At 69.2% G+C, this 21,621-nt stretch carries 19 protein-coding genes; 5 read left to right on the top strand and 14 right to left on the bottom strand.

All coding sequences use genetic code 11. The annotated features are described in order from the left end of the window. Positions 1–5: 5 nt before the first annotated feature. The 12 genes from ASE75_RS05340 to ASE75_RS05285 form a co-directional block, all read right to left on the bottom strand. Positions 6–1,892 carry an XrtA/PEP-CTERM system amidotransferase gene (locus ASE75_RS05340; protein ID WP_055930066.1) on the bottom strand — a complete coding sequence of 629 codons (1,887 nt, stop codon included), beginning with the start codon at positions 1,890–1,892 and terminating at the stop codon, positions 6–8. Continuing rightward, the gene (xrtA, locus tag ASE75_RS05335) at positions 1,892–3,406 is read right to left on the bottom strand and encodes an exosortase A (RefSeq protein ID WP_055930063.1); all 1,515 of its coding nucleotides are present in this window, start codon (positions 3,404–3,406) and stop codon (positions 1,892–1,894) included. The genes ASE75_RS05340 and xrtA overlap by 1 nt, the downstream gene beginning before the upstream one ends. Next, positions 3,403–4,575 carry a TIGR03087 family PEP-CTERM/XrtA system glycosyltransferase gene (locus tag ASE75_RS05330; protein WP_055930060.1) on the bottom strand — a complete coding sequence of 391 codons (1,173 nt, stop codon included), beginning with the start codon at positions 4,573–4,575 and terminating at the stop codon, positions 3,403–3,405. Before ASE75_RS05330 ends, xrtA begins: the two co-directional genes overlap by 4 nt. After that, entirely contained in the window at positions 4,572–5,621 is a 1,050-nt protein-coding gene (locus ASE75_RS05325; protein ID WP_055930057.1) for a FemAB family XrtA/PEP-CTERM system-associated protein, read from the bottom strand. The genes ASE75_RS05330 and ASE75_RS05325 overlap by 4 nt, the downstream gene beginning before the upstream one ends. Continuing rightward, a complete protein-coding gene (locus ASE75_RS05320) occupies positions 5,618–6,457 on the bottom strand; it encodes an XrtA system polysaccharide deacetylase (RefSeq protein WP_055930054.1) in 840 nt (279 codons plus the stop codon). The genes ASE75_RS05325 and ASE75_RS05320 overlap by 4 nt, the downstream gene beginning before the upstream one ends. 5 nt (positions 6,458–6,462) lie before the next feature. Beyond that, complete coding sequence (locus tag ASE75_RS05315) at positions 6,463–7,485, bottom strand: ExeA family protein (protein WP_055930051.1); 1,023 nt, start codon at positions 7,483–7,485, stop codon at positions 6,463–6,465. 11 nt (positions 7,486–7,496) lie between these two features. Further along, positions 7,497–9,170, bottom strand: a complete 1,674-nt coding sequence (locus ASE75_RS05310) for a hypothetical protein (protein ID WP_156340176.1) — start codon at positions 9,168–9,170, stop codon at positions 7,497–7,499. Next, on the bottom strand, positions 9,167–10,132 hold the full coding sequence (locus ASE75_RS05305) for an AAA family ATPase (protein ID WP_055930048.1): 966 nt from the start codon (positions 10,130–10,132) through the stop codon (positions 9,167–9,169). Before ASE75_RS05305 ends, ASE75_RS05310 begins: the two co-directional genes overlap by 4 nt. Beyond that, positions 10,129–11,655, bottom strand: coding sequence for an XrtA system polysaccharide chain length determinant (locus tag ASE75_RS05300; RefSeq protein WP_055930045.1), 1,527 nt, complete (start codon positions 11,653–11,655; stop codon positions 10,129–10,131). Before ASE75_RS05300 ends, ASE75_RS05305 begins: the two co-directional genes overlap by 4 nt. 14 nt (positions 11,656–11,669) lie before the next feature. Continuing rightward, positions 11,670–12,320 carry an XrtA/PEP-CTERM system exopolysaccharide export protein gene (locus tag ASE75_RS05295; protein ID WP_055930042.1) on the bottom strand — a complete coding sequence of 217 codons (651 nt, stop codon included), beginning with the start codon at positions 12,318–12,320 and terminating at the stop codon, positions 11,670–11,672. Between the two features lie 101 nt (positions 12,321–12,421). Next, positions 12,422–13,669, bottom strand: coding sequence for a pyridoxal-dependent decarboxylase, exosortase A system-associated (locus ASE75_RS05290; RefSeq protein ID WP_235512518.1), 1,248 nt, complete (start codon positions 13,667–13,669; stop codon positions 12,422–12,424). Then, positions 13,666–15,189 carry an AMP-binding protein gene (locus ASE75_RS05285; RefSeq protein ID WP_055930039.1) on the bottom strand — a complete coding sequence of 508 codons (1,524 nt, stop codon included), beginning with the start codon at positions 15,187–15,189 and terminating at the stop codon, positions 13,666–13,668. Before ASE75_RS05285 ends, ASE75_RS05290 begins: the two co-directional genes overlap by 4 nt. Positions 15,190–15,290: 101 nt before the next feature. Between ASE75_RS05285 and ASE75_RS05280 the strand changes: the two genes are divergently transcribed. From ASE75_RS05280 to ASE75_RS05270, 3 genes are read left to right on the top strand one after another with little or no spacing between them, the layout of a single operon-like run. Beyond that, entirely contained in the window at positions 15,291–15,563 is a 273-nt protein-coding gene (locus ASE75_RS05280; protein WP_055930036.1) for an acyl carrier protein, read from the top strand. Further along, the gene (locus ASE75_RS05275; protein ID WP_235512517.1) at positions 15,560–16,276 is read left to right on the top strand and encodes a hypothetical protein; all 717 of its coding nucleotides are present in this window, start codon (positions 15,560–15,562) and stop codon (positions 16,274–16,276) included. Before ASE75_RS05280 ends, ASE75_RS05275 begins: the two co-directional genes overlap by 4 nt. After that, positions 16,252–17,052, top strand: coding sequence for a hydrolase 1, exosortase A system-associated (locus tag ASE75_RS05270; RefSeq protein ID WP_235512516.1), 801 nt, complete (start codon positions 16,252–16,254; stop codon positions 17,050–17,052). Before ASE75_RS05275 ends, ASE75_RS05270 begins: the two co-directional genes overlap by 25 nt. Positions 17,053–17,096: 44 nt before the next feature. Here ASE75_RS05270 and ASE75_RS05265 read toward each other — a convergent pair whose 3' ends face one another. Beyond that, positions 17,097–17,906 (bottom strand): GcrA family cell cycle regulator, encoded by an 810-nt coding sequence (locus ASE75_RS05265; RefSeq protein WP_055930033.1) that lies wholly within the window; start codon positions 17,904–17,906, stop codon positions 17,097–17,099. Between the two features lie 119 nt (positions 17,907–18,025). Here ASE75_RS05265 and ASE75_RS05260 point away from each other — a divergent pair, with 119 nt between their 5' ends. Then, positions 18,026–18,877: an ABC transporter permease gene (locus ASE75_RS05260; protein ID WP_055930030.1), complete on the top strand. Its 852-nt coding sequence runs from the start codon at positions 18,026–18,028 to the stop codon at positions 18,875–18,877. Between the two features lie 56 nt (positions 18,878–18,933). Further along, on the top strand, positions 18,934–20,229 hold the full coding sequence (locus tag ASE75_RS05255; protein WP_055930027.1) for a serine hydrolase: 1,296 nt from the start codon (positions 18,934–18,936) through the stop codon (positions 20,227–20,229). Here the strand turns inward: ASE75_RS05255 and ASE75_RS05250 are convergent. Beyond that, complete coding sequence (locus ASE75_RS05250) at positions 20,226–21,461, bottom strand: MFS transporter (protein ID WP_055930024.1); 1,236 nt, start codon at positions 21,459–21,461, stop codon at positions 20,226–20,228. The two genes, ASE75_RS05255 and ASE75_RS05250, sit on opposite strands and share 4 nt — an antisense overlap. Positions 21,462–21,621 lie beyond the last annotated feature (160 nt).

Genomic DNA, 21,621 nt, shown 5'->3' with positions numbered 1-21,621 from the left:
TTCGCTCATGCGAACATCCGCCGCACGCTGCGTTCCAGCATCATCAACTGCCACAGGGTGCGCCCGTGGTCGGACCGGCCGGTGCGGTGATCCTCGACCAAGGTCGCCACCGCCGTCATGTCGAACCAGCCAGTATCGCGCAGCAACGACGACCGCGCGAGCGATGCCGCCTCATCCGCCAGCCCTTTGCGAAACCATGCGCTGATCGGCGTGACGAACCCCATTTTCGGCCGGTACAGCACCTCGCGCGGCAGATACGGCTCCAGCGCCTTCTTCATCAGCCACTTGCCCTGCCCGCCCTTCAGCCGCAGCGCGACCGGCAATGTGGCGGCAAACTCGATCAGCCTGTGGTCGAGCAACGGCTCGCGCGCCTCCAGCCCGACCGCCATGCTGGTCCGGTCGACCTTGGTCAGGATATCGCCGGGCAGCCAGTGCTGGATGTCGGCATATTGCGCGCGGTCCAGCGCATCGCGCGCCGGCGCGGCCCGCATCGTCGCGACATAGCGGTCCTCCGCCCGGTGCCCGGCCAGCGCCTGCCGCGTGGCCGCTGAATAGAGCAAAGCCCGACGTTCGGGCGTCGTCACCCCGACCGCGCGGGCGTAGGCCTCGTCGCCATCGGCCGCGATCGCCAGCAATGTCGCCTTCGCGCGGAACGGTCGCGGTGCCCAATCCGCCTTGGGATAGGCGCGCCCGAGTGCGCCGAACACGCGCTGGCGCAAAGCCGCCGGCATCAGCCCGCGTACCCGCTCCTCGGCGGCGTGGAAACGATAGCGGCGATAGCCCGCCAGCGCCTCGTCCGCGCCGTCGCCGGACAGCGCGACCGTCACGCTCTCGCGGGCCAGCGCGCAGACCTGATACGTCGCTAGCGCCGAGCCATCGGCAAAGGGTTCGTCGAACGCGGCGACCAGCGTGTCGATCAGGCCGAAGTCATCGGTATCGACCACCCGCTCGCCATGGTCGGTGGCAAAGCGGGTCGCGACCTGCGTGGCATAGGCCCGCTCGTCATGATCCGCCTCGTCGAAGCCGATGGTGCAGGTCCGCACCGCGCTGCGCGAGGTTTCAGCCATCAGCGCGACGACCGCCGAGCTGTCCACCCCGCCGGACAGGAACGCGCCCAGCGGCACATCGGCGACCATCCGGCTGCGCACGCCTTCGCGCATCCGGTCGATCAGTTCGGCCTCCAGCACCTTCGCAGGCCGGATGTCGCGGTTGGAAAAGTCGACATCCCACCAGCGGCGTGGGGGTGGCACGGCGCGACCACGCTCGATCAGCAGGAAATGCCCGGCGGGCAGTTTCCGCACGCCCGCGACCAGACAGGCATCGTCGGGAACGTAACCCAGCCCCATGAAATCCTCGACCGCGCTCAGGTCCGGCGCGCGGCGCAGCAATGGGTGCGCGAGCAACCCCTTTAGTTCGGAGGCAAAGGCGATCGACCCGTCCGACAGTCCGACCCAGTGGAGCGGCTTCACCCCCATCCGGTCCCGCGCCAGGAACAGCGTGCGCGCATCGGCATCGTGGATGGCGAAGGCGAACATGCCGTTCAGCCGGTCAAGCATCGCCGGCCCCCAGGCACGCCAGGCGTGGAGCAGAACCTCGGTGTCGCCCTGCGTACGAAAGCGCGCGCCGGCGGCGGTCAGATCGGCGCGCAGGTCCGCGAAATTATAGACCTCGCCATTATAGGTGATGGTCAGCCCGCCGTCGGTCATCGGCTGCGGCGATCCGGCGACGTCGATGATCGACAGCCGCCGATGCCCCAGCCCGACGCCGGGCGCGGTCCACACGCCATCGCCGTCGGGGCCGCGATGCGCCTGCGCCGCGATCATCGCCTGAATGCGATGCGGGTCGACCGGCTTGGGGGTGGCGGGGTGGAAAATCCCGGCGATGCCGCACATCAGCGTGGATCCGTCATGCGGTCGGCCATCCGTTCGACGGGGCCAAGCGCGGCCGCAAAACGCTCGATCGACCCGCGCGCGTCCTGCCCCGGCCGGGCGACCGCCGACAGATGCAGCGCGACCGCGCGCAAGGGACCGCCGAACAGCCGCGCCTTCATCGTCTCGATCTTCACGCGCCTGTCATCCCCCGTCGTCACATCACCGACGCGGTACCATGTCGCGACGATCCGCTCCACGGGTCCGGGCGCGGTAATCCGCATCGCCGTGCCGCCGGCGATGGCTGGCTCGTCGGCGACCCGGACCCAGCGATCCGCCTCGCGCAGCACGCCGATGCCGAAACCGACGAGTTCGGCTCCCTCGCGCTGCCGGGCATAGACAGCGACCGCCATGTCGACGCTATGGCCCGCCGCATCGGTATAGCGGCCGAACAACTGGTGATCGGCCCCGGGATAATTCGGCTGCCACGCCGCCTGCGTATCGAGCGGGGCGCGGTGCCAGCCGGGTACATCGGGCAGGTCGATGCGCGGTGGCAATGGCTCTGCCCGCGTCGCCAGCACCGCGCTCCATGCGGGGAACAGGGCCGCCGTCGCCAGCACCAGCGCACCGGCCAGCGCCAACGGCATCGTGTGCGATACCCGCCCCTGCAACGTGGCCGGATCGAACGCCGGGTCATCGGGCGCGCGATCGAACCAGCGCCAGCCGATCGCCAGCACCCCCGCCATCACCAGCCCGAAGAACACCCAGCCATAGACAATGTGGTCGAATCCGGTCGCCGCCTCCAGCGAGGTGCGGTCGGCGGCGTAGATCGTCCCGAACGCGCGGATGCCGTTGGCGATGACCGGCACGATCAGGCACACGGCCATGAACACCGCGCGCCGTGCCCACGACACAAAGCACAGGTTGGCAACCAGCGCGCCGAACGCTAGCATCGCGATCACGAACTTGGCCCCCGAACACGCCTCGGCGACCTCGAAATAATAGCGGCCGGCATGGATCAGCACGCCATCGACGCTGGCGGCGATCCCGGCCGCGTGGAGCAGCGGCATGACGATCGCGACTGTCACCGCCTGCAACGGCGGCTCCAGCCCCTCGCCGAACGGCACCAGGAACAGCGCATAGGCCAGCGGAAACAGCAGCCCGCGCGCGACATTCGGCCCAAGTACGGTGACGACGGCGCCCTGCTGCATCAACACCAGCCCCAGGTGCCGGGCGAGCGCGACGCCGCCCGCATCTCCGACCAGCCAGGCCAAACCGCCGGCCGCGACCAGCGCCAGCCCCGGCAGCCACGCGACCGGCGTCAACCGTGCCAGCTGGCCCCGCCGCTGCCAGACCAGCCACGCCACGACCGGCGCGATGAACAGGCAATGCCCGAAGGTCGTGCTGGTCCACCAGATCCGCACCAGATCCGCCACATCGCCCGGAAACAGCGCGACGATGACCAGCGCAACCAGCGCCAGCGCGCCGCCATGCGTGGCCCATGCATCACGCCTTGGCGCGGCGGCGGCGACCGTCACGCCTGGCCGCCGATCAGCGAATCCAGCGGAGCCAGCCGCGCCGCCCAGCCATAGCGCGCCTGCACCCGCGCACGGGCGGCACGGCCCAGCATCGCGGCGTCGTCCGGTTGGTCGATCACGGTCGAGACCGCATTGGCGAAACCGGTGGCGTCGGCGGCGACCCGGATCGTGCCGTCATGGTCGATCCCCTCCGCCGCCGCCGTGGTCGCCACGACGGGTCGGGCCATCGCCATCGCCTCCAGCACCTTGTTCTGGATGCCGCGCGCCAGTTTCAGCGGCGCGACACAGACTGTCGCCGCCGCCAGCCAGCCGCGCGTATCGGGCACCGCGCCGGTGACGATCACCCCGTCACGCTCGCCAAGCGCCAGGACGGCCGCCGTCGGCGCACGGCCGACGATCGCGAACAGTGCTTCCGGGTGTTTCGCGCGCACCAATGGCAGGATTTCGTCGGCAAACCAGCGAACGGCGTCAATATTGGGCCGGTAGTCCATCTGTCCGGTGAATACGATCAGCGGATGCGGCGCACGGATCGGCACGATAGCGGCCGGGTCATAGGCGACGGTGTCGATCCCGTTCTCGACCGTCAGGATCCGCCCCTGCCCGCCGCTTCGCCGGAACAGTGCGGCTTCCGCATCGCTGACGAACAGGCTCACCGACACCCGCGCGGCCACCATTCGCTCGAACCGGCCAAGCAGACGGGCTTCGCGCCTGAGCATCCAGCGCATCGGTCCGCGCTGGTCCTTGGCAAGGCCAGCGAACTTGGCCGAATCCATGTCGACGAAGTCCATCACCGCCCGGCCATCATCGAGATACTGCGCCATCTGCCCGGAAAAGACATAGGTCGCGGCGATCGGGTGCGCGGCCCGCACCCGGCCGATCGCGGCGGCGATGCGGGGGTCGGCAAACGCGGCCAGCGACACCGGACGCCCGGTCAGCAACGATTCGATCGCCGCGCGCTTCTGCGACTTGGCACGGGGGATGACGGTGCAGCTTCGCAGCAGGTCGGTGAACGCTGCCGGCGGATCCACATCGCCCGTTTCGTCGGCAAACGTCACCAGATGGACGCGGTGCCGCGCCGCCAGATGCTGGAGGACATGAAAACTGCGGATCTTGTCGCCGCGATCGGGCGGAAACGGCACCCGGTGCGCGAGGAACAGGACGTCGCTCACCCCAGCCCTCTGGAAATCCACGGCCCCAGCAGGTTGGCGACCGGCAACGGCAAACGCTTCCACGTCCGCACCATCAACGCATATTTCGGGTTGAGCGGATTGACCGCGCGTACCGGCCCCGCGCTACGCGTCGCATAGCGGCGCGGCACGCCGACGAAGCCCCAGTTCTTCTTGAACGCCGCCGCACCCGTGTCGGTCTTCGACCGGCCGAAGTCGAACCGGGTGCAGCCCCGCGCGCGGGCATGGCCCATCAGCGCGAAATACATCCGGTCGTTGGCACGCAGCCCCCGTGCGGCCTGCGTCCCGCCGCCCCAATAGGGATAGACGGTGCCGGCATGATACAGGCTGAGGACGCTCGCCACCGCCCGACCCCGATGCCGCACCGTCAGCACATCGGCGTCCATCATCGCGACGACCGCGCGGAACAGCGCGGCCGGGAACACCGGCGTGCCTAGATTGCGGACGGATTCGGCATAGACGCGGTAATGCTCGGCCAGCATCGCCGGGCTGGTGCCGGTCACGACCTCCAGATCGAAGCCCAGCGAACGGCGAACCTCGGCGCGCTGCTTGCGCGGGATCGCCTTCAGTTCGGTCTCGTCATCAGCCGCCAGATCGCGCGCGAAACCCAGATAACTGGTATCGTCCGTCGTCCAGCCGATCGGGGCCGGACCGCCGCGAAGCTCGACGCCCGGGCACCCGAGCCGCTGCGCCAGATCCCACGCACCCGCCGCCAGCGGATCGACCGCATCGCCCAGCACGCCGCCATCGACACCGAATCCGGTCGACACCAACGCCGCCCCGAACAGCGGCGACCGCATCGCCGTCAGCGGCAGGACGCCCGCGATCGCGCCGTCCGCGCGCTCGGCAATCAGGTACCGCGCCGACTGGCCGCAGCCTGTTGCCACCGCCCGGCTCCAGGCCGGTAGATGAAACGGCGTTCCACCCGGCGTCGCCGCAACGAACGCTGCAATCCGCGCCACGTCGCCCGCGTCGCTCAGATCCGCCTCGCGCACGCCGACCGGAGTTTCGATCAGGGCCATGGTCATTGCATCCGCGCGGCTTCCACCGCCGCCACCGCGTCGACCCGCCCCCAGTCGTGCCGGTCGAGCAACCCGCGCAGCTTGTCCGCCATCGCGCCTAGCCGGGCATAATGGCGCAGTTTCGACTTCCACGGCGCGTTTGCCACGCGCGGCTGGCCGGGGTCGATCTCCCACGGATGGAAGTAGAACATCGCCGGCCGCGTCTCGCTATTGACCTGACGCACCGCGAAATCGGTCAGCCGGGCCGGCAGCAGGCGAAAGAAGCCGCCGCCCGTCGCGATCCGCCGCGCGCCAATCTGCGCGACGGTCACCGGAATTTCGACCAGCGCCTGCCCGCCAATCGGGCGGAACGCATAACGTGGCGCATCACGCCAGCCATAATGGTCATGCGCCAGCGGCGCGACGCTGGACGAATAGGCATAGCCCGCCTCGGCCAGCACGGCATGCGCCCAGGGGGTACGCTGGTCGATCGAGAAGCTCGGCGCGCGATAGCCGGTGATCCGCTGGCCGCTGGCATCCTCCAGCGCCATCTGCGCGCGCGCGACATCGGCACGGAACGTATCGGCGTCCATCGTGAAGACGCGTTGATGGTCCCATCCATGACTGGCCACCTCATGCCCCGCGTCGGCGATGCGACGGATCAGCGCCGGGTGGCGATGCGCGACCCAGCCCAGCGTGAAGAATGTCGCCCTGGTGCCGCTCTCGGCGAACAGGTCGAGCACCGCGTCGGTGTTCTTCTCGACACGCCGCGCCAGACCGTCCCAGTCCGCCTTGGGAATCGTGGTCTCGAACGCGCCGACCTGGAACCAGTCCTCGACGTCGACGGACATGCCGTTGCGCATGGGGGTCAGGCCGCGCCGCGGATCGGCACCGGCACGGCGCGGCTGTCCGCCTCGACCCAGTCGACCAGCAGCGTCAGCACCCGGCGCAGCGCAACGTCCTGTGTTTCCACCCGCGCCTCCAGCGCGGCCAGCCGCGCGATGATGGCGGGGTCGGCGGTCGGTGGCGTGGCGGCCGCCGATGTCGGGCCTGGTGCGGGCGACGGGGTCGCCATCGGCAGGTCGGCCTGAAGGTCGGCCACCACCGCATCGACCATCGCCCCGTCGATCACGTCGCGCCCCTCGATCGCGGCATGCAGCATCACACGGCCCGCAAGCTGGTTCAGCCGTCGTGGCACGCCGCCGGACCCGCGATACAGCGCCGTGAACGCATCCTCGACAAAGTCCGGCCGCCCCTGCCACCCGACGACGCTCAGGCGGTGACCGATATAGTCGGCGACCTCATCCGGTCCCATCGGGTCGAGGTGATGGATCGCGATGACCCGCTGGCGCAGCTGTTCCAGCCGGTCCGACCCGTGCAGCCGTTCGCGAAACTCGGGCTGGCCCAGCAGCAGGATCTGCAGCAGCGGATGGCCGCCGGCCTGGAAATTGGACAGCATCCGCAATTCCTCCAGCGCGGATACCGCCAGCGCCTGCGCCTCGTCGACGATCAGCAGGGTGCGGCGGCCGGTCCGCGCCACCGCGTGCAGCCCGCGTTCGATCGCGGTCAGCAGCTGCGCCTTGGCCAGACCCGCCGGATCGACGCCCAGCTGGGTCGCGACGATCCGCAGCAGGTCGTCCGCCTCGATCGCGGTCGAGGCGATGTGCAGCGGGTTCAGCGCCTGCCGGTCGAGCGTGTCGAGCAGATGCCCGACCAGCGTCGTCTTGCCCGCGCCGATATCGCCGGTGACGACGATGAAGCCCTCCCCCTGTGCCAGGCCATAGCCGAGATAGGCCATCGCCTTGCGATGGGTGGCGGTGTCGAACCAGAAGCGCGGGTCCGGCGTCAGCTGGAAGGGGCGCTCGGTCAGCCCGTAATGATCGTCATACATAGCGATGGCCCTCAGAACTGGTATCGTGCGCCGACCTGCGCCTGCGCGGTCAGGTCGCTGGCGAAGTCGCCGACCTTGAAGTGGTAGAGGCCCAGCGTCGCGGTGGTCAGCAATCGCCCGAAAGTATGGAAATAGCTTCCGGTCGCCCCCAGCGACAGCGTGGTATCCGCACCCACGACGCCGGTGTCGTAATAATTGACGAAGCCGTTGGCGTTGAAGCCGGAATCCGCGGTCAGGCTGCGCGAATAGAAAACCTGTCCGTACCAGCTCTGATCCTCCAGCCCCGAAATGACCACGCCGGGCGCGGTATCGGGCGCATAGATCTCGCGGTTGGCATACCCCGCGCCGACCCCGAACACGTTCAGCCCGCGCGTGACGCTCATCACCCCGTCGATGCCGCGCGCACGGTAGGTCGCGGTCGAGATCGACTGGAACACATCGTTCAGGCAGCCACCGGGGGCCGCGCCGCTGTTGCCGAACACGCAGCCGGTATATTGCTGATTCAGCGCATCGCGATTGGCGACGAAGCTGGTCGGCAGGCCGGCAAGGCCACTCCGCAACTGACGCCCGAAGGTCTGCACCCCGTCATACACGCCGACCGCCAGGCCGACGCTGCGCGACGCCTGATAGGTAGCCGAGCCGGTGATGCTGAGCGATCCATAGCGTTCGCCGACCCGCGCCTGCACCTCGGCCCGGCGGTTCGGCCGCCACACCACGCCGGCGTCGTAATAGACCCCGTCGGTGCGATAGGCGATCCGCTGGGGCGAGGCCGGATCGGTGACGAACCGGCCATTGCCGTCCAGCACCGGCGCACCGGCCGCGTTCACCAGTGGCGACCGCTGGCTGGTCTCGATCCGCTCGTAACCCACACCAGCCGCCAGCGCGAGCGTTGGCGACACCGGCAACAACGCGTCGCCGCGGCCGTACCAGCCCTCATAGCGCTGATCCAGTTGGCCGGCATCCTCGCGCTCATACGCACCGCTGGCGGTCAGCCCGACCGGCAGGACGGTACCCGGCGCGGTGCCCACGCGCAGGGTGGCGAGGTGGTTCGTCGCATCGTCGAAATAATCGAGCCGTGGCTGACCGAACAGGCCACCGCCGCCCGGCGTCGTCACCTTGGTATAGCCGATGTGATAGGCCGCATCGACCGCGACGGGACCGAACCGGTTCGAATAGTTCGGCCCGGCGTACAGCGAATAGACCTGCGAGACGTTGGCATCGTCGCCGACCAGCGTCCCCGGTGCCGCGCCGCGAATGTCGGATCGCGCCCGCGTCGCGATCGCCCCGCCGTCAATCGTGAGCGACGGGGTGATCCGGTACAGTCCGCGGAACAGGCCGCTATGGATGTCCTGATCGCCGACCCGGTCATCCCAGCTGAACTGGTGGTTGTAGCGATAGCTGACCTGCGCCTCGGCCCGGCGGGTCTGGATCGCCGCATCGACGCCGACCGCGACCGAGGTATAGGTGACGACGTCGCCGGAGTTCAGGTCGGCGTCGAGCAGCTGCCCGACCTCGATATAGGGGGCCACCGTCGTGCGGGCGGTCGGCTGTGCCGGTCCGTCACTGACGCCGGATGAATCCTGATCCAGTGGCGCACCGGAACCGACCGATTGCGCCTGCGCCGATCCGGCGACCGCCAGTGCCAGCACCGCACAGCTTGCGAACCCGTAGCGAAAACCGCTCACTTCATGGTCTCCTGACCGTAATAGGTGCCGTAGCGATGCCCGCCCGGCACGAACGAGACGGCATTCAGCAACAACTGGATATGCTCGCACCCATCAAGCAGGCCGACCGACTGACGCAGCTCGCCGTCGGGCGTCCGGTCCGCGCGCACGACCATCATCACCTGACCGACCAGCGTGGCCAGCACCGATGCCGGCGACGCGGCGAGCGCCGGCGGCGAGTCGAACAGGATGATCCGGCGCGGGTTGGCTGCAAGCAGCCGAGCGATCACCGTCCGCGTCCGCCCGCTCGCCAGCAATTCGGTATCGGCGTTGTTGCGCGCGCCGGCCGGCAGGATCGCCAGATGCGGGACGTCGGTGTGCAGCACCAGCGCCTCGGGATCGAGCGTCTTGTCCGCCAGCGCATCGAGCAGCCCCGGTGAATCGGGCAACCCCAGCTGCGCCAGCACATCGGGCTTTGCAAAGTCGGCATCGACCAGCAGCACTTCGGTATCGCGCTCGGCCGCCAACGACAGCGCGAGGTTGATCGCACAGAACGTCTTGCCGTCACCCGGACGCCCCGAACATACCAGGATCATCCGTGCCTTGTCGGCGTGTTCGCCGTCCTCGATCCGCGCGGCGGTGGCCAGCAGCTGGCGCTTCACCAGCCGGAACTCCTCGGCCAGCGATCCGACCGGCGCACCGGGCACGATCATCCCGCGTTCGGCCAGCATCGCCCGGTCGACCCGGACCTGCTCTCCCGGCATGGGAAACCCGTCATCGAAATCGTCATGGGCCGATGCCAGGAACTCGGCCGGGATCGCCGCCAGCGAGGCCGATGTCGCTTCGTCATAGACCGGTTGCGGCACCGTCGGAGCAGGCTCCCAGACCGGGATCACCGGCGCGCGGACGTGGGCGCTGAAGTCATAGACCTTGGCGGCGCGTTCCAGCAGCGACGGCTCGCGCGTGGGCTTGGGGGCGGTCATGCGGTCATCCCTCGCTGCAATATCTCGACGCCGAGCAGCAGGACATACGCCACCGCCAGGGCGGCCGTGCCGCCGGCAAACAGCTTCAGCCGCTTGCGCCGTTCATCCGACTGCGCGCGCGTGACAACCTCACCGATCGCGCCGATCACGGTCATGCCCGATGCGTTTTCCAGCCGGCTCGCGGTCGGGAAGGTGCCGCGAAGCTGCGACAGCGCGAACGCGGCGGCGATCCCGCCACCCAGCCCGGCCAGGAACACACCGGTCAGCAACAGCATGCGGTTGGGCGCCACGGGCGTGCGCGGTGTCGTCGGCGGGTCGATGACGTTGAACTTCACCGCATCGGTCTGGGTCTGCGCCTGGCCACGCAGCGCCACCTGTTCGCGATTGGCGAGCAACTGGTCGTACGCGTCCTTCATCACCTGGTAATTGCGTTCGATCTCACCCTGCTGCGCCGCGACCTCCGGGTCGCCGGCCAGCTTGGAATTGAGCAGATCGAGATCGCCCTGCAACTGCGCCTTGCGCATCCTGAGCGCCGCGACCTGCGCCTGCCGGTCGGCCTGCATCGCCTGCAACGACATGTAGAGCGGGTTGGGCGTGCTGCCTGCCCCGGCCGATCCGCCGGACAACGGCTCACCCCGTGCAGCCGCCGTCGCCGCCGCAAGCTGGCCCTTCAGCGCGATGACGTCGGGGTGGCTGTCGGTATAGCCCCGCGCGCGCGCATCGGCGAGCTGGCCCTGGATCGCCGCCAGCCGCGCTCGCGCTGGCCCGGCGCTGCCGGCCGTGCCACCGGCGCCGGCGACCGTCGCCGGGGTTCCCGCCATCTGGCCGGACACCGCGCCAAGGCTGGACTGCGCGGCGGCAAGGTCACCATCGACCTGTGCCATCTGGGAACGCGCCGCGCCGATCCGGTCCGCGACCGATCCGGTGCCGGGCAGCGACCCCAGATAGCGGTTCTGGAAATCGGCGCGCTTGGCCTCCGCATCCGCCAGCGCCTTCTGCCGCTGTTCCAGCTGTGAATCGAGGAACCGGACCGACTGGGTGGTCGAACTGCGGTCGCCCGCCAGATTCTGCTCGACGAAGATGTCGATCAGCTTCTGGGTGATCGTCCGCGCCAGTTTCGGACTGGCCGCGCTGGTCGTGATCTCGAACAGGTTGTCCTGCTGCGCGGTGATCTTGATCGCCTGGCTGAGGCCGGCGACGCGGTCGGCAACGTCACGGTCGGACGACACGGTGTTGGCAAGATCGGTGCCGCGCACGACCTTTTCCAGATTCACCGCCGAGACGAGCGTCTGGCGGATCTGATCGATATTCTTCTGCTGGTCGCCGGGCGTTCCGTTCATCGAATCCGGAAGTACGTTCTGCATCTGGATCAGGACGCGCGCGCGCGATTCGTACCGGCTGGGAATCTGCGACACGACCAGCCACCCCGCGACACAGATGGCCCACGCGACGCCAAGCGCCAGCCAGCGGCGGGTCCACACCGCGTGCAGCGCGATCCGCGCCTCGTCATAGATACCGTTCACGCCCTGCGCCCCCTTCAGAACATCGATTCGGGGATGATGATGACGTCGCCGGGTTCCAGCCGGACATTCGCCGACGAATCGCCCTTTTTCAGCAAATTGCCGATCTGTAGGCCATATTCGGTCTGCTTGCCGGTGGCGCGGTCGTACCGCACCAGCCGCGCCTTGTTGCCCGCCGCATACTGGCTAAGACCACCGACCGCGATCATCGCGTCGAGCAATGTCATGTTGGCGCGATAGGGGATCGACGCCGGCTTCTCGGTCGCGCCGACGATCCGCACCTGCTGGCTGTACGTCCCGCTGAAATTCTCGACGATCACCGACACGTTGGGGTTGGTGATGTACTGCGACAGCGCGGTCTTCATGTCGTCGGCCAGCATCGCCGGGGTCTTGCCCACCGCCGGCATGTCCGCGACCAGCGGCGTGGTGATGCGACCGTCTGGGCGGACCTGCACCTTCGACGACAGTTCGGGATTGCGCCAGACGAAGATGTTCAGCTGGTCGAGCGGGCCGATGACATATTCCTCGCCCGGCGTTTCCTTGTTCGCGACATAGGACGCCGGCGGCAGGGTCGGCCGGTCGCCGCCGGTTCCGGCGGTGCAGGCCGACAGCATCGTCGCGGCCAGCGCAAGGCCGATCACAGAACGGGAAAAGGGTCCGGAACGCATCGCAACTCATCTCCTGCCGACGCGAGGGCCGCCAAGGATTCGGCACCCCGGCGGTCGCATGACTTCTCCTCGTGCTATGCGACCCAGAGGTGAACATAGCGTTAGCCCATCGGTACTGGGGCCAGCACCTGTCCCGCTTCGGGATGACCAAGGAACGCGGACGGGCTAGCCGACGCACCATAGGCGCCTGCCATGAAGATGGCGACCAGATCGCCCACCGCAACCGGCGGCAGCGCGACGCGGTCGCCCAGCCGGTCGAGCGGCGTGCAAAGGCACCCGACGACCGTGACGGGCGCAACCGGCGCTGCCCCCATCGCGCCGGCCACCGCCAGCGGGTAATTGCGCCGCACCACCGTGCCGAAATTGCCGCTGGCGGCCAGCTGGTGATGCAATCCGCCATCGACGACGACGAAGGTTTCACCCTGACTGTCCTTCACGTCGACGACGCGCGTCAGATACACCCCCGACTCGGCCGCCAGCCACCGCCCGAGTTCGATCGCGAACCGCGTGTCCCGAAGGATCGCCGGACGCGCGCCAAGCGCCTCGGCCAGTCCTGCCCCCACCACCTCGACATCGAGCGCGATATCGCCGGCGAAATAGGGCACGCCGAATCCGCCGCCCAGATTGACCAGCGGCGGCGCGGCATCCGCCTGCTCCGCCAGCCGCGCGGCCAGTGCGATGGTCGCGGCCTGCGTCTCGATCACAGCGCCCGCATCCAGTGCCTGCGACCCGGCATAGATGTGGAATCCCCGCCAGTCGGCCCCTGCGTCGATCAGCATCCGGACGACGCCGGACGCCGCGCTCGCGTCGATCCCGAACGGCGAGGGTCGCCCGCCCATCCGCAGGCCCGACCCGCGCAGTTCGATGTCCGGGTTGACCCGCACCGCCAGCCGCGGCGCGATACCCAGCCGTTCGCCGATCGCGATCGCCCGGCGCGCCTCGTTGCCGGATTCGACGTTCAGCGTCGCCCGCGCACGGACCGCCACCGTCAGCGCATCGTCGCGCTTGCCCGGCCCGGCAAAGCTGATCGCGGTCGCGGGCTTCACGGACAGTGCCGCGCGAAGCTCGCCCGCCGACGCCACGTCCAGTCCGTCGACCATCGTCGCCATCGCCGCCAGGAACGGCGCAAACGGGTTGGCCTTCATCGCATAATGCAGGTCGATGCCAGGAAACGCCGCACGGAACCGGGCAACCCGCGTGGCGACGATCGCTGGATCATACACGAACAGCGGCGTGTCGCCGACCTCGGCCACCCAATCCTCCGCGCGGCGTCCGCCAATCGTCAATGCGCCGGCCTGTCCGGCGAACTCGGGCGGGATCGGCCCCATCGGCTTGGGCGTGATGGTCATACGCCCTGCTCCTCACCGACGATCGCCGCACGGATCGCGGCACGGTCGAGCTTGCCATTGGCGTTGCGCGGCAGATCCTCGTGCCAGCGATAGCCGACCGGCTGCATGAAGCTGGGCAGATCACGCCGCAGCCGTGCGCGCAGCGCCGCCTCGCCCGCCGGATCGCCCGCGACCGCGACCAGGATCGACTGACCCGATCGCGCATCCGCGACACCGACCGCCACCGCCTCGCGCGCTTCGCCACCCGCCAGCACCGCCTCCTCGATCTCCAGCGGACTGATGCGGTTGCCCGCGCTTTTTATCATCTCGTCGTCGCGCCCGACGAAGCGCAGCAGGCCATCCGCACCCTCGACCACGGTATCCCCCGACCACACCGCCCGTCCGGCATGGATCGCGGATGCCGGCGCCGGCCGAAACCGTTCGGCGGTCCGATCCGGGTCACGCCAATAGCCCTGCGCGACCAGCGGCCCGGCATGGACCAGTTCGCCCGCCTCCCCCGCCGCCGCGCGCGTGCCGTCGGGCCGGATCACCAGCACCTCGGCGAACGGGATCGCCCGCCCGATCGCGTCGGGGTGCGCGTCGATCAGGTCGGGATCGAGCCACGTCGATCGAAACGCCTCGGTCAGGCCGTACATCGCAAACACCCGCGCGGCCGGGAACCGCGACCGCAATGCCCGCACCAGCCGGGGCGTCAGCGCCCCGCCCGAATTGGTCAGCCGGGTCAGCCGCGCGGCGGCTTCCGCCGGCCAGTCCGCCTCCAGCAATTGCGTCCACAGCGGCGGCACTCCGGCCAGCGTCGTCACCGCGAACCGGTCGACCGCCTTCACCACGTCGCGCGCCGTCAGATAGTCGATCGGCGCGACGCTCGCCCCCGCCATCCAGGTCGAAAGCAACTGGTTCTGGCCGTAATCGAAACTCAACGGCAGCACGCCGAGCACCCGGTCGCCGGGCGCAAGGTCCAGATACGCCGCGACCGACGCCGCGCCGAGCCATAGATTCGCATGGCTCAGCATCACGCCCTTGGGACGGCCGGTCGACCCCGAGGTATAGAGGATCTCGACCAGTGCATCGGTGTCCACAGCCGACGGCGGCAACGCAGGGCTGCCATCGGTCAGCGGCACGTCCGCCTCATCGACCACCCGACACCCCCTGGGCACATCGTCCGCCAGCAGCGTCGCGGTCCGCGCGCCCTGCGTCAGCAACAGCCGTGCGCCGCTGTCGCCCAGGATATGCGCGACCTGCGCGCGGCGCAGTGCCGGGTTGATCGGTACATGGACGAGACCCGCACGGGCCGCCGCGAGCAGCATGACGCAGGCAGCGCGCGTCTTGGGCAGCCAGCACGCCACCCGGTCGCCGGGCATGAACCCCTGCCCCGCCAGCCAGCCGGCCATCCGCCCGACCGCCGTTTCCAGTTCGGCAAACGTCACCGAACCCGCCCGGTCGACCAGCGCCGGCGCATCGGACGCACCGCGCATCGTCAGATGGTCGATCGGCAAGGGGACGGGGTCGGGCATACGCATGCCCCTCCATAGCCCCAAGCCATTGCCCAATTCACCCCCGCACTTTAACGCCGCGATACGGCGACGCCGTCGCCTGGCACCACCCGCCGAAAGGTCCGCGCTTGATTCCCGAAGGTCGCTCCGCTGTTGATTCCACCGTCCGCGCCGTGCTGCGTGACGTCCTGGGCCTGTCCGAAGAGCGCGTTGCCGCGTTCACCGAATCGACGCCGCTGTTCGGCGCGCTGCCCGAACTCGATTCGATGGCGGTCGCCGGTGTGCTCACCGAACTGGAAGACAGGCTCGCCATCGTCATCGAGGATGATGAGGTGGATGGCGAAATGCTGGAAACGTACGGCGCGCTGCTGCGCTTCGCGGCGGGCAAGGCGCTGGTGTGATCGACCGGTATGACTGGGCCGGCGGGCGGGAGGCGATGCTTCGCTTCGGCCCCGCAACCGGCCCGGTCATGGTCGCGACCCTGCCGCTGATGGAGGAGGCGAACCGCACGCGGACCTTCGTCGTCGGTCTTCTGCGCGCGCTGGCGCTGCGCGGGATCGCCAGCGTCCTGCCCGATGTGCCGGGCCAGGGCGAAAGTCTGGTGCCGACCGGTACGCTGACCGTCCTGCGCATGGCGGAGGCTCTGGAGGCGGTGACCGGCCGCCTCAACGGCGAGGGTCGGCGCACCTACGCGCTGGGGATCCGCAGCGGAACCCTGCTCGATTATTGCGCGCTGCACGAAGGGCGGTGGCACCTGTCCCCGATCGACGGGTCGGATGTGCTGCGCGACCTGCATCGGACATGGCTGGCCAGTGGTGACCGTCCGGCGGGGTCGCGCGATCTCGATACCATGATGTATGGCGATGACGATCCCGTTGAAATCGCCGGCAACCTCCTGTCGTCCGACTTCCTGTCGTCGCTGTCCGCCGCCACGCCGTTCGACCAGCCCGGCATCCCGCGCAGGGTCGTCCGCCTGAGCAGCGATCCCCGCACCGCCGACCGGCACGTCGAGGCCGCGCCGCTGTGGCGACGGGCCGAACCGGGCGACGATCCCGCGCTGGCCGCGCTGCTGGCGGATGACATCGCCGCGTGGCTCCGCCTGTGCGACGGCTGATCGCCTTTCCCTGCGCCGGAGAAACGCTGGTCGGGACGCTTGACGAGGGTGATGGCCCGACCGGCCTGCTGATCGTATCGGGCGGCAACGAACTGCGCTGTGGTGCGCATCGGGGCATGGCGATGCTGGCGGCCGACCTTGCCGAACAGGGCATCCCGGTCTTTCGCTATGACCGGCGCGGCATCGGCGACTCCAGCGGCGTCAACGCCGGCTACGATTCGGCTGGGGCCGACCTCGCCGCGGCGCTCGCCACATTCCGCGCGGCGATGCCGGGGATGACGCGCGTCGCGGGGTTCGGCAATTGCGATGCGGCGACCACGCTGGCGCTGTTTGGCGACGGGCTGGATGCCCTGATCCTCGCCAATCCGTGGATCGACGCGGCGGGCGACGACGGCCTCCCGCCGACCGCCGCCATTCGCGCGCGCTATGCCGCCCGCGCGCGCGATCCCGAAACATGGCTGCGCCTGCTGCGTGGCGGCATCAATTTGCGCAACGTCGGCCGGGGCATCGTCAAGCTGCTGCGCGACCGAGCCGCGCCGACCACGATCGCCGGTACGCTCGCACGGCGACTGAGCCGCGCCGGCCAGCCGCTGACCATCCTGATTGCGACCGGCGACGCCACCGGCATCGCGTTTGAAGATGCGTTACGAACATCGGCCTTCGCCGCAACGACCGACCGCGCGCGAGTCATCCGGATCGCGACGGCATCACACAGTTTTGCGCGCCCGGACGACAAAAGGGCGCTGACCAATGGTCTGGTCAGCGCCCTTCGATAACGCCGGTTTCGGTTGACGGACAGGGAGGCACGACACCCCCCCGGTTACCGAACGCGCGGCCCGCCGAAGGGCAGCGGCGGAGCCGGCCGACGATCGCGACGCGGCAATTGCGCCTGATAGGCATGGCCGCAATGCTGGATGCAATAGGGAAAACCCGGATTGACCTTGTCGCCGCAGAAATGGAAGTCCGGTTCGCCCGGGTGACCGATCGGCCATTTGCAGATGCGGTCGTTCAGGTCGAGCAGGCTCGTCTTGGTGGCCATGTCGGCCGACGGCTTGGCCGGAACCAGACGACGCGGCGGCGCGGGCGTGATCGGAGCCTGCTGTTCACCAGGTGCCTGACGCAGGAAGCCACCGGGGCCGACCGACCGCAGGATTGGCGGTGGAGGCGGCGGCGGGGCGGCCGGTGCCACGACCTCGTCATCCGCCCCTTCATCCGTCTCGTCACCATCGTCGATATCGACGTCGTCCTCCGCAACGTCGCGGGTGACGACGGCTGGCGCGTCATCCTCGACGTCCGCGACCACGGCCTTCGGCGCAGCGGACGGGGCAACCGGCGCGGCCTTGACCGGGGCGGGCTTCGGCGTCGCTGGCGGCGGCGCGGCAACCGGTGCGGGCGGTGCTGCCGGAGTTACGACGGGGGCGACGACAGCCGGTTCGGCCTCGGCCGTCTCGGCGGCCTTGGCCTCGTTCGACTTCACCGGCGACGGGCGCGACTGCAGCCCCAGCCGATGCGCCTTGCCGATCACCGCGTTGCGGCTGACGCCACCCAGTGCTTCCGCGATCTGGCTGGCGGTCTGGCCCGCTTCCCACATCGTCTTGAGCGAATCGATCCGCTCGTCCGTCCAGCTCATGCCGTTTCCCATATCTGCTTGGCCAAAACGCCCGGTTGATCCCGGTCGGGCCATCCCATCCGCCGAACGCCCATCCTCCGGCTTGCGACGCATCGCCGCAGCGACTACGCGCTTGCGGCATGAGCAGCCAGCCCCAACCCGGAAAAAGTCCGTCGGCGATCCGAAGCGCCCCAGGTGTCCCGACGATCCGGAACGTCAACTGGGGTGGCCTCAAGACCCTCTATGTGAAGGAGGTGCGCCGTTTCTTCAAGGTGCAGCTCCAGACGATCTGGGCGCCTGCGATCCAGACGCTGCTGTTTCTCGTCGTCTTCACCACCGCGCTGGGCGCACGCCATGCCGTGACCGTCGGTGGCGGCGAGGTGCAGTTCGCCGATTTCATCGCCCCCGGCCTGATCGTCATGGGCATGCTGCAGAACGCGTTCGCCAACGCCAGCTTCTCGCTGCTGGTCGGCAAGATCCAGGGGACGATCGTCGATTACCTGATGCCGCCGCTGTCGACCGCCGAATTGCTGGCGGCGCTGGTCGGCGGCGCGGTCACCCGCGCGATCTGCGTCGGGCTGACCGTGTGGCTGGCGATGGCATTGTGGCCCGGCGTCCATGTCACGCCGCATGCCCCGCTCGCGATCCTGTGGTTCGGGTTGCTCGGCTCGGTCTTCCTGGCCCTGCTCGGCGTGCTGACCTCGATCTGGGCGGAGAAGTTCGATCATGCGGCGGCGGTGTCCAACTTCGTCGTCGGGCCGCTCGCACTGCTGTCGGGCACCTTCTATTCGGTCGACCGCCTTGCCCCCGCCTTCCGCACGATCAGCCACGCCAATCCGTTCTTCTACATCATCTCCGGCTTCCGCTACGGCTTTCTCGGCATTGCCGATTCGCCGGTGATGCTGGGCGGCGCGATCATCCTCGCCATTGATCTGGCACTGGCGGGCCTGTGCTACGCGCTGCTGCGCAACGGCTGGAAACTGAAGAACTAGGCTTGCAACGCCGCCGCCCCGTGTTAGCGTTGCAATACAGTTTTGGGGGACGGCGAATGCGATATGCGATGACGGGGCTGGCCCTGGTCCTGACGGCGTTGCCGATGATGACCACAGCCGCGCGGGCACAGTCGACGGTGGCCCCGGACCCGGCGGTTCGCGCCCGCGCCGACTCGCTCATCGCCGTGCTGAATGGCGGCGGCGACTTTGACGGCAGTTTCTCCCCCGCATTCCGCGCCGAAATCCCGCGTGAGAAAATGGTCGCATTGTCCGCGCAGGTCCGCGAAACATTGGGGACCGCACAGCGCGTCGAGACGCTGACGCCGCGCGGTGCCTGGGCCGCCGACCTGATCGTCGGGTACGAACGCGGCACCGCCGCCGTGACGCTCACGCTCGACCCCACGCCACCGCACGTCGTCACTGGCCTGCGCATCACCGGCATGACCCAGCGCGACGACAGTTTCGCGCGGCTGGAGGCCGACCTCCGCGCGCTGCCGGGTATGAGCGGCTATGTCGTCATGGCGCTCGGCAACGGCGCGCCCACCCGGGTCGCGGGGTACAATTCCGGCACTCCGGCACCGCTCGGTTCGGCCTTCAAACTGTGGGTGCTGGCGGAGGCTTCGCGTCAGGTGACCGCCGGTCAGCGGCGGTGGAGCGACGTGGTGACGCTGGGGCCGCGCTCGCTCGCCTCGGGCGTGCTCCATGCCTGGCCGAAGGATGCGCCGGTCACCTTGCAGACGCTGGCGACGCTGATGATCTCGGTCAGCGACAATACCGCCACCGACGCCCTCATGACCGCGCTCGGGCGCGACTCGGTCAACGCGGTCGTGGCGCGCACCGGCGTCGTGTCCGGCCCGCGCACCCTGCCGCTGCTGACGACCCGCGAACTGATCGCGATCAAGGCGGATCCGGCGCTGTCCGCCGCCTGGGGCAAGGCGGATGCGGGCGAACGCAAGCGCCTGCTCGCCGCCAACACCGCGCGGTTCGCCACCGCCCCGCTCGACGCGTCGATCTTCGCCGGCAATCCGGTCGCGATCGACAGCGTCGAATGGTTCGGCAGCCCCGACGACATGGCCCGCACGCTCGACTGGCTGCGGCGGAACGGCGATGCGACCGCGCGCGCGATCCTGGCGGTCAACCCGGGCGCTGCCGCGGCAACCGCCGACGCGCTCGCCTATCTGGGATACAAGGGCGGGTCGGAGCCGGGCGTCATCACGATGAACTATCTGGCGCAGGTGCGGGACGGTCGCTGGTTCGCGGTCGCCGGCAACTGGCACCGGTCGGACGCCGCCGTATCGGAAAAGCAGTTCGCGTCGCTGATGACCCGCGCGCTGTCGCTGGCGGTGCGTTAACGCGCGCTGCGGATCGGCAGGACCAGCAACCCGCCCAGCATCGCCAGCATCGCCAGCACCAGCAGCATCGTTCCGAACCCGTCCGGGCCGGCCAGCATCCACGCGATCGGCGGGCCGAGCAGGGCGGGCAGCGTGTTGGTCAGGTTGAGCAAGCCGAGATCACGCCCGCGATGGCGGGGCGACGGCAGGATCTGCATCGCATAGGCCGAATGCAGCCCCAGAAACAGGCCGCTGCCGCTGGCGAACAGCGCAAAACCGGCGACCGCGCTGCCCCAGCCGGTGGCCAGCGCCATCACCGACAGCCCCGCCGCTGCCATCAGCGCCGCCGCCACCAGATACGGCTTGCGCACCCCCGTCCGGTCCGACGTCCGGCCGACGACGATCGTCAGCGGAATTGACAGCAAAAAGGCAAAGCCGGTCAGATGCCCGACATGGCTGGCCACGGTCAGCGGGTCGCTGCTCCGGTCCACGCCCTGAAAATAGAACAGCAGATAGGCGAACAGGACGTTACCCGCGATCTGGATCGACAGGCGGGATGCGCCGACGAACATCAGGTCGACCGCATGGCCGCGCGGTCTTGCCACCGCCACGACCTGCGGCGCCTCGCCGCCCCGACCGAACCGGCCGAACGCCAGAATCGGCGTGACCAGCATCGCGGCCACGCCCGCGATCACCGCCAGCCGCCCGCCCTCACCCAGCAGCGCCGCGCCGGTAACCAGACCGCCGACCATCCCGCCGAACGGCGACGCCACACCCAGCAGGCCGCCGACCAGTCCCTTTTGTGAATCCGGCACTTCGTCGGCCATCACCGCGACCAGGGGGGCAAGCATCATGTTCAGCGCGACCTGAAACCCGGCGATCGCCACCACCAGCGACACGCCGTCGCGCGCCAGCCAGACGCCGCCATAGCTCGCGATCGTGGCAATCAGTCCGCCGACGATCCAGCGCCGACGGCGCCCGCGCCGCGCATGGCTGCGATCGCTGAGGATGCCGAACAGGATATTGGCCAGACTGGCGACGATCGCGCCCACAAAGATCGCAACCGCGAGCAAACCGACGCGGCTTCCCCCGTCGATCGCGCTCACCTTCAGCGGCAGCAACAGGGTCAGCAGCGGCAGATAGGCGACCACACCACCGGCATTGGCAAGCGTGTAGAGCGCCAGAAACCGCCACGACCGCCCGGCTCCCGCCGCCGGCCGATCGCCGGGCACACGTCGCGTGGACTCCGTCATCGCCGCATCCTCTCCTCCGCCGCCCCGCTGCCGATCCGGCGTTCGATCGTCCGGTGCCGCGTGCCGCCCGTCCTCGCGCGACACGGCGAGAACACGGGGTACGAACGACACCGAAACCGGGTCTTGTCGGTCGCCTCTAGGGTCGGATCGCGCGCGATGA

Origin of the sequence: Sphingomonas sp. Leaf17, from assembly GCF_001421505.1 — a bacterium.
GTDB lineage: Bacteria > Pseudomonadota > Alphaproteobacteria > Sphingomonadales > Sphingomonadaceae > Sphingomonas.
Note: the sequence above shows the minus strand (reverse complement) of the source record. Positions and strands in the feature narration are given on the sequence as shown.

Coding starts and splice junctions, on each gene's coding strand:
- ASE75_RS05255 (WP_055930027.1), top strand. CDS start 18,934: ATGCGATATGCGATGACGGGGCTGGCCCTGGTCCTGACGGCGTTGCCG.
- ASE75_RS05340 (WP_055930066.1), bottom strand. CDS start 1,892: ATGTGCGGCATCGCCGGGATTTTCCACCCCGCCACCCCCAAGCCGGTC.
- ASE75_RS05315 (WP_055930051.1), bottom strand. CDS start 7,485: ATGTATGACGATCATTACGGGCTGACCGAGCGCCCCTTCCAGCTGACG.
- ASE75_RS05260 (WP_055930030.1), top strand. CDS start 18,026: ATGAGCAGCCAGCCCCAACCCGGAAAAAGTCCGTCGGCGATCCGAAGC.
- ASE75_RS05265 (WP_055930033.1), bottom strand. CDS start 17,906: ATGAGCTGGACGGACGAGCGGATCGATTCGCTCAAGACGATGTGGGAA.
- ASE75_RS05285 (WP_055930039.1), bottom strand. CDS start 15,189: ATGCGTATGCCCGACCCCGTCCCCTTGCCGATCGACCATCTGACGATG.
- ASE75_RS05290 (WP_235512518.1), bottom strand. CDS start 13,669: ATGACCATCACGCCCAAGCCGATGGGGCCGATCCCGCCCGAGTTCGCC.
- ASE75_RS05295 (WP_055930042.1), bottom strand. CDS start 12,320: ATGCGTTCCGGACCCTTTTCCCGTTCTGTGATCGGCCTTGCGCTGGCC.
- ASE75_RS05320 (WP_055930054.1), bottom strand. CDS start 6,457: ATGCGCAACGGCATGTCCGTCGACGTCGAGGACTGGTTCCAGGTCGGC.
- ASE75_RS05250 (WP_055930024.1), bottom strand. CDS start 21,461: ATGACGGAGTCCACGCGACGTGTGCCCGGCGATCGGCCGGCGGCGGGA.
- ASE75_RS05305 (WP_055930048.1), bottom strand. CDS start 10,132: ATGACCGCCCCCAAGCCCACGCGCGAGCCGTCGCTGCTGGAACGCGCC.
- ASE75_RS05325 (WP_055930057.1), bottom strand. CDS start 5,621: ATGACCATGGCCCTGATCGAAACTCCGGTCGGCGTGCGCGAGGCGGAT.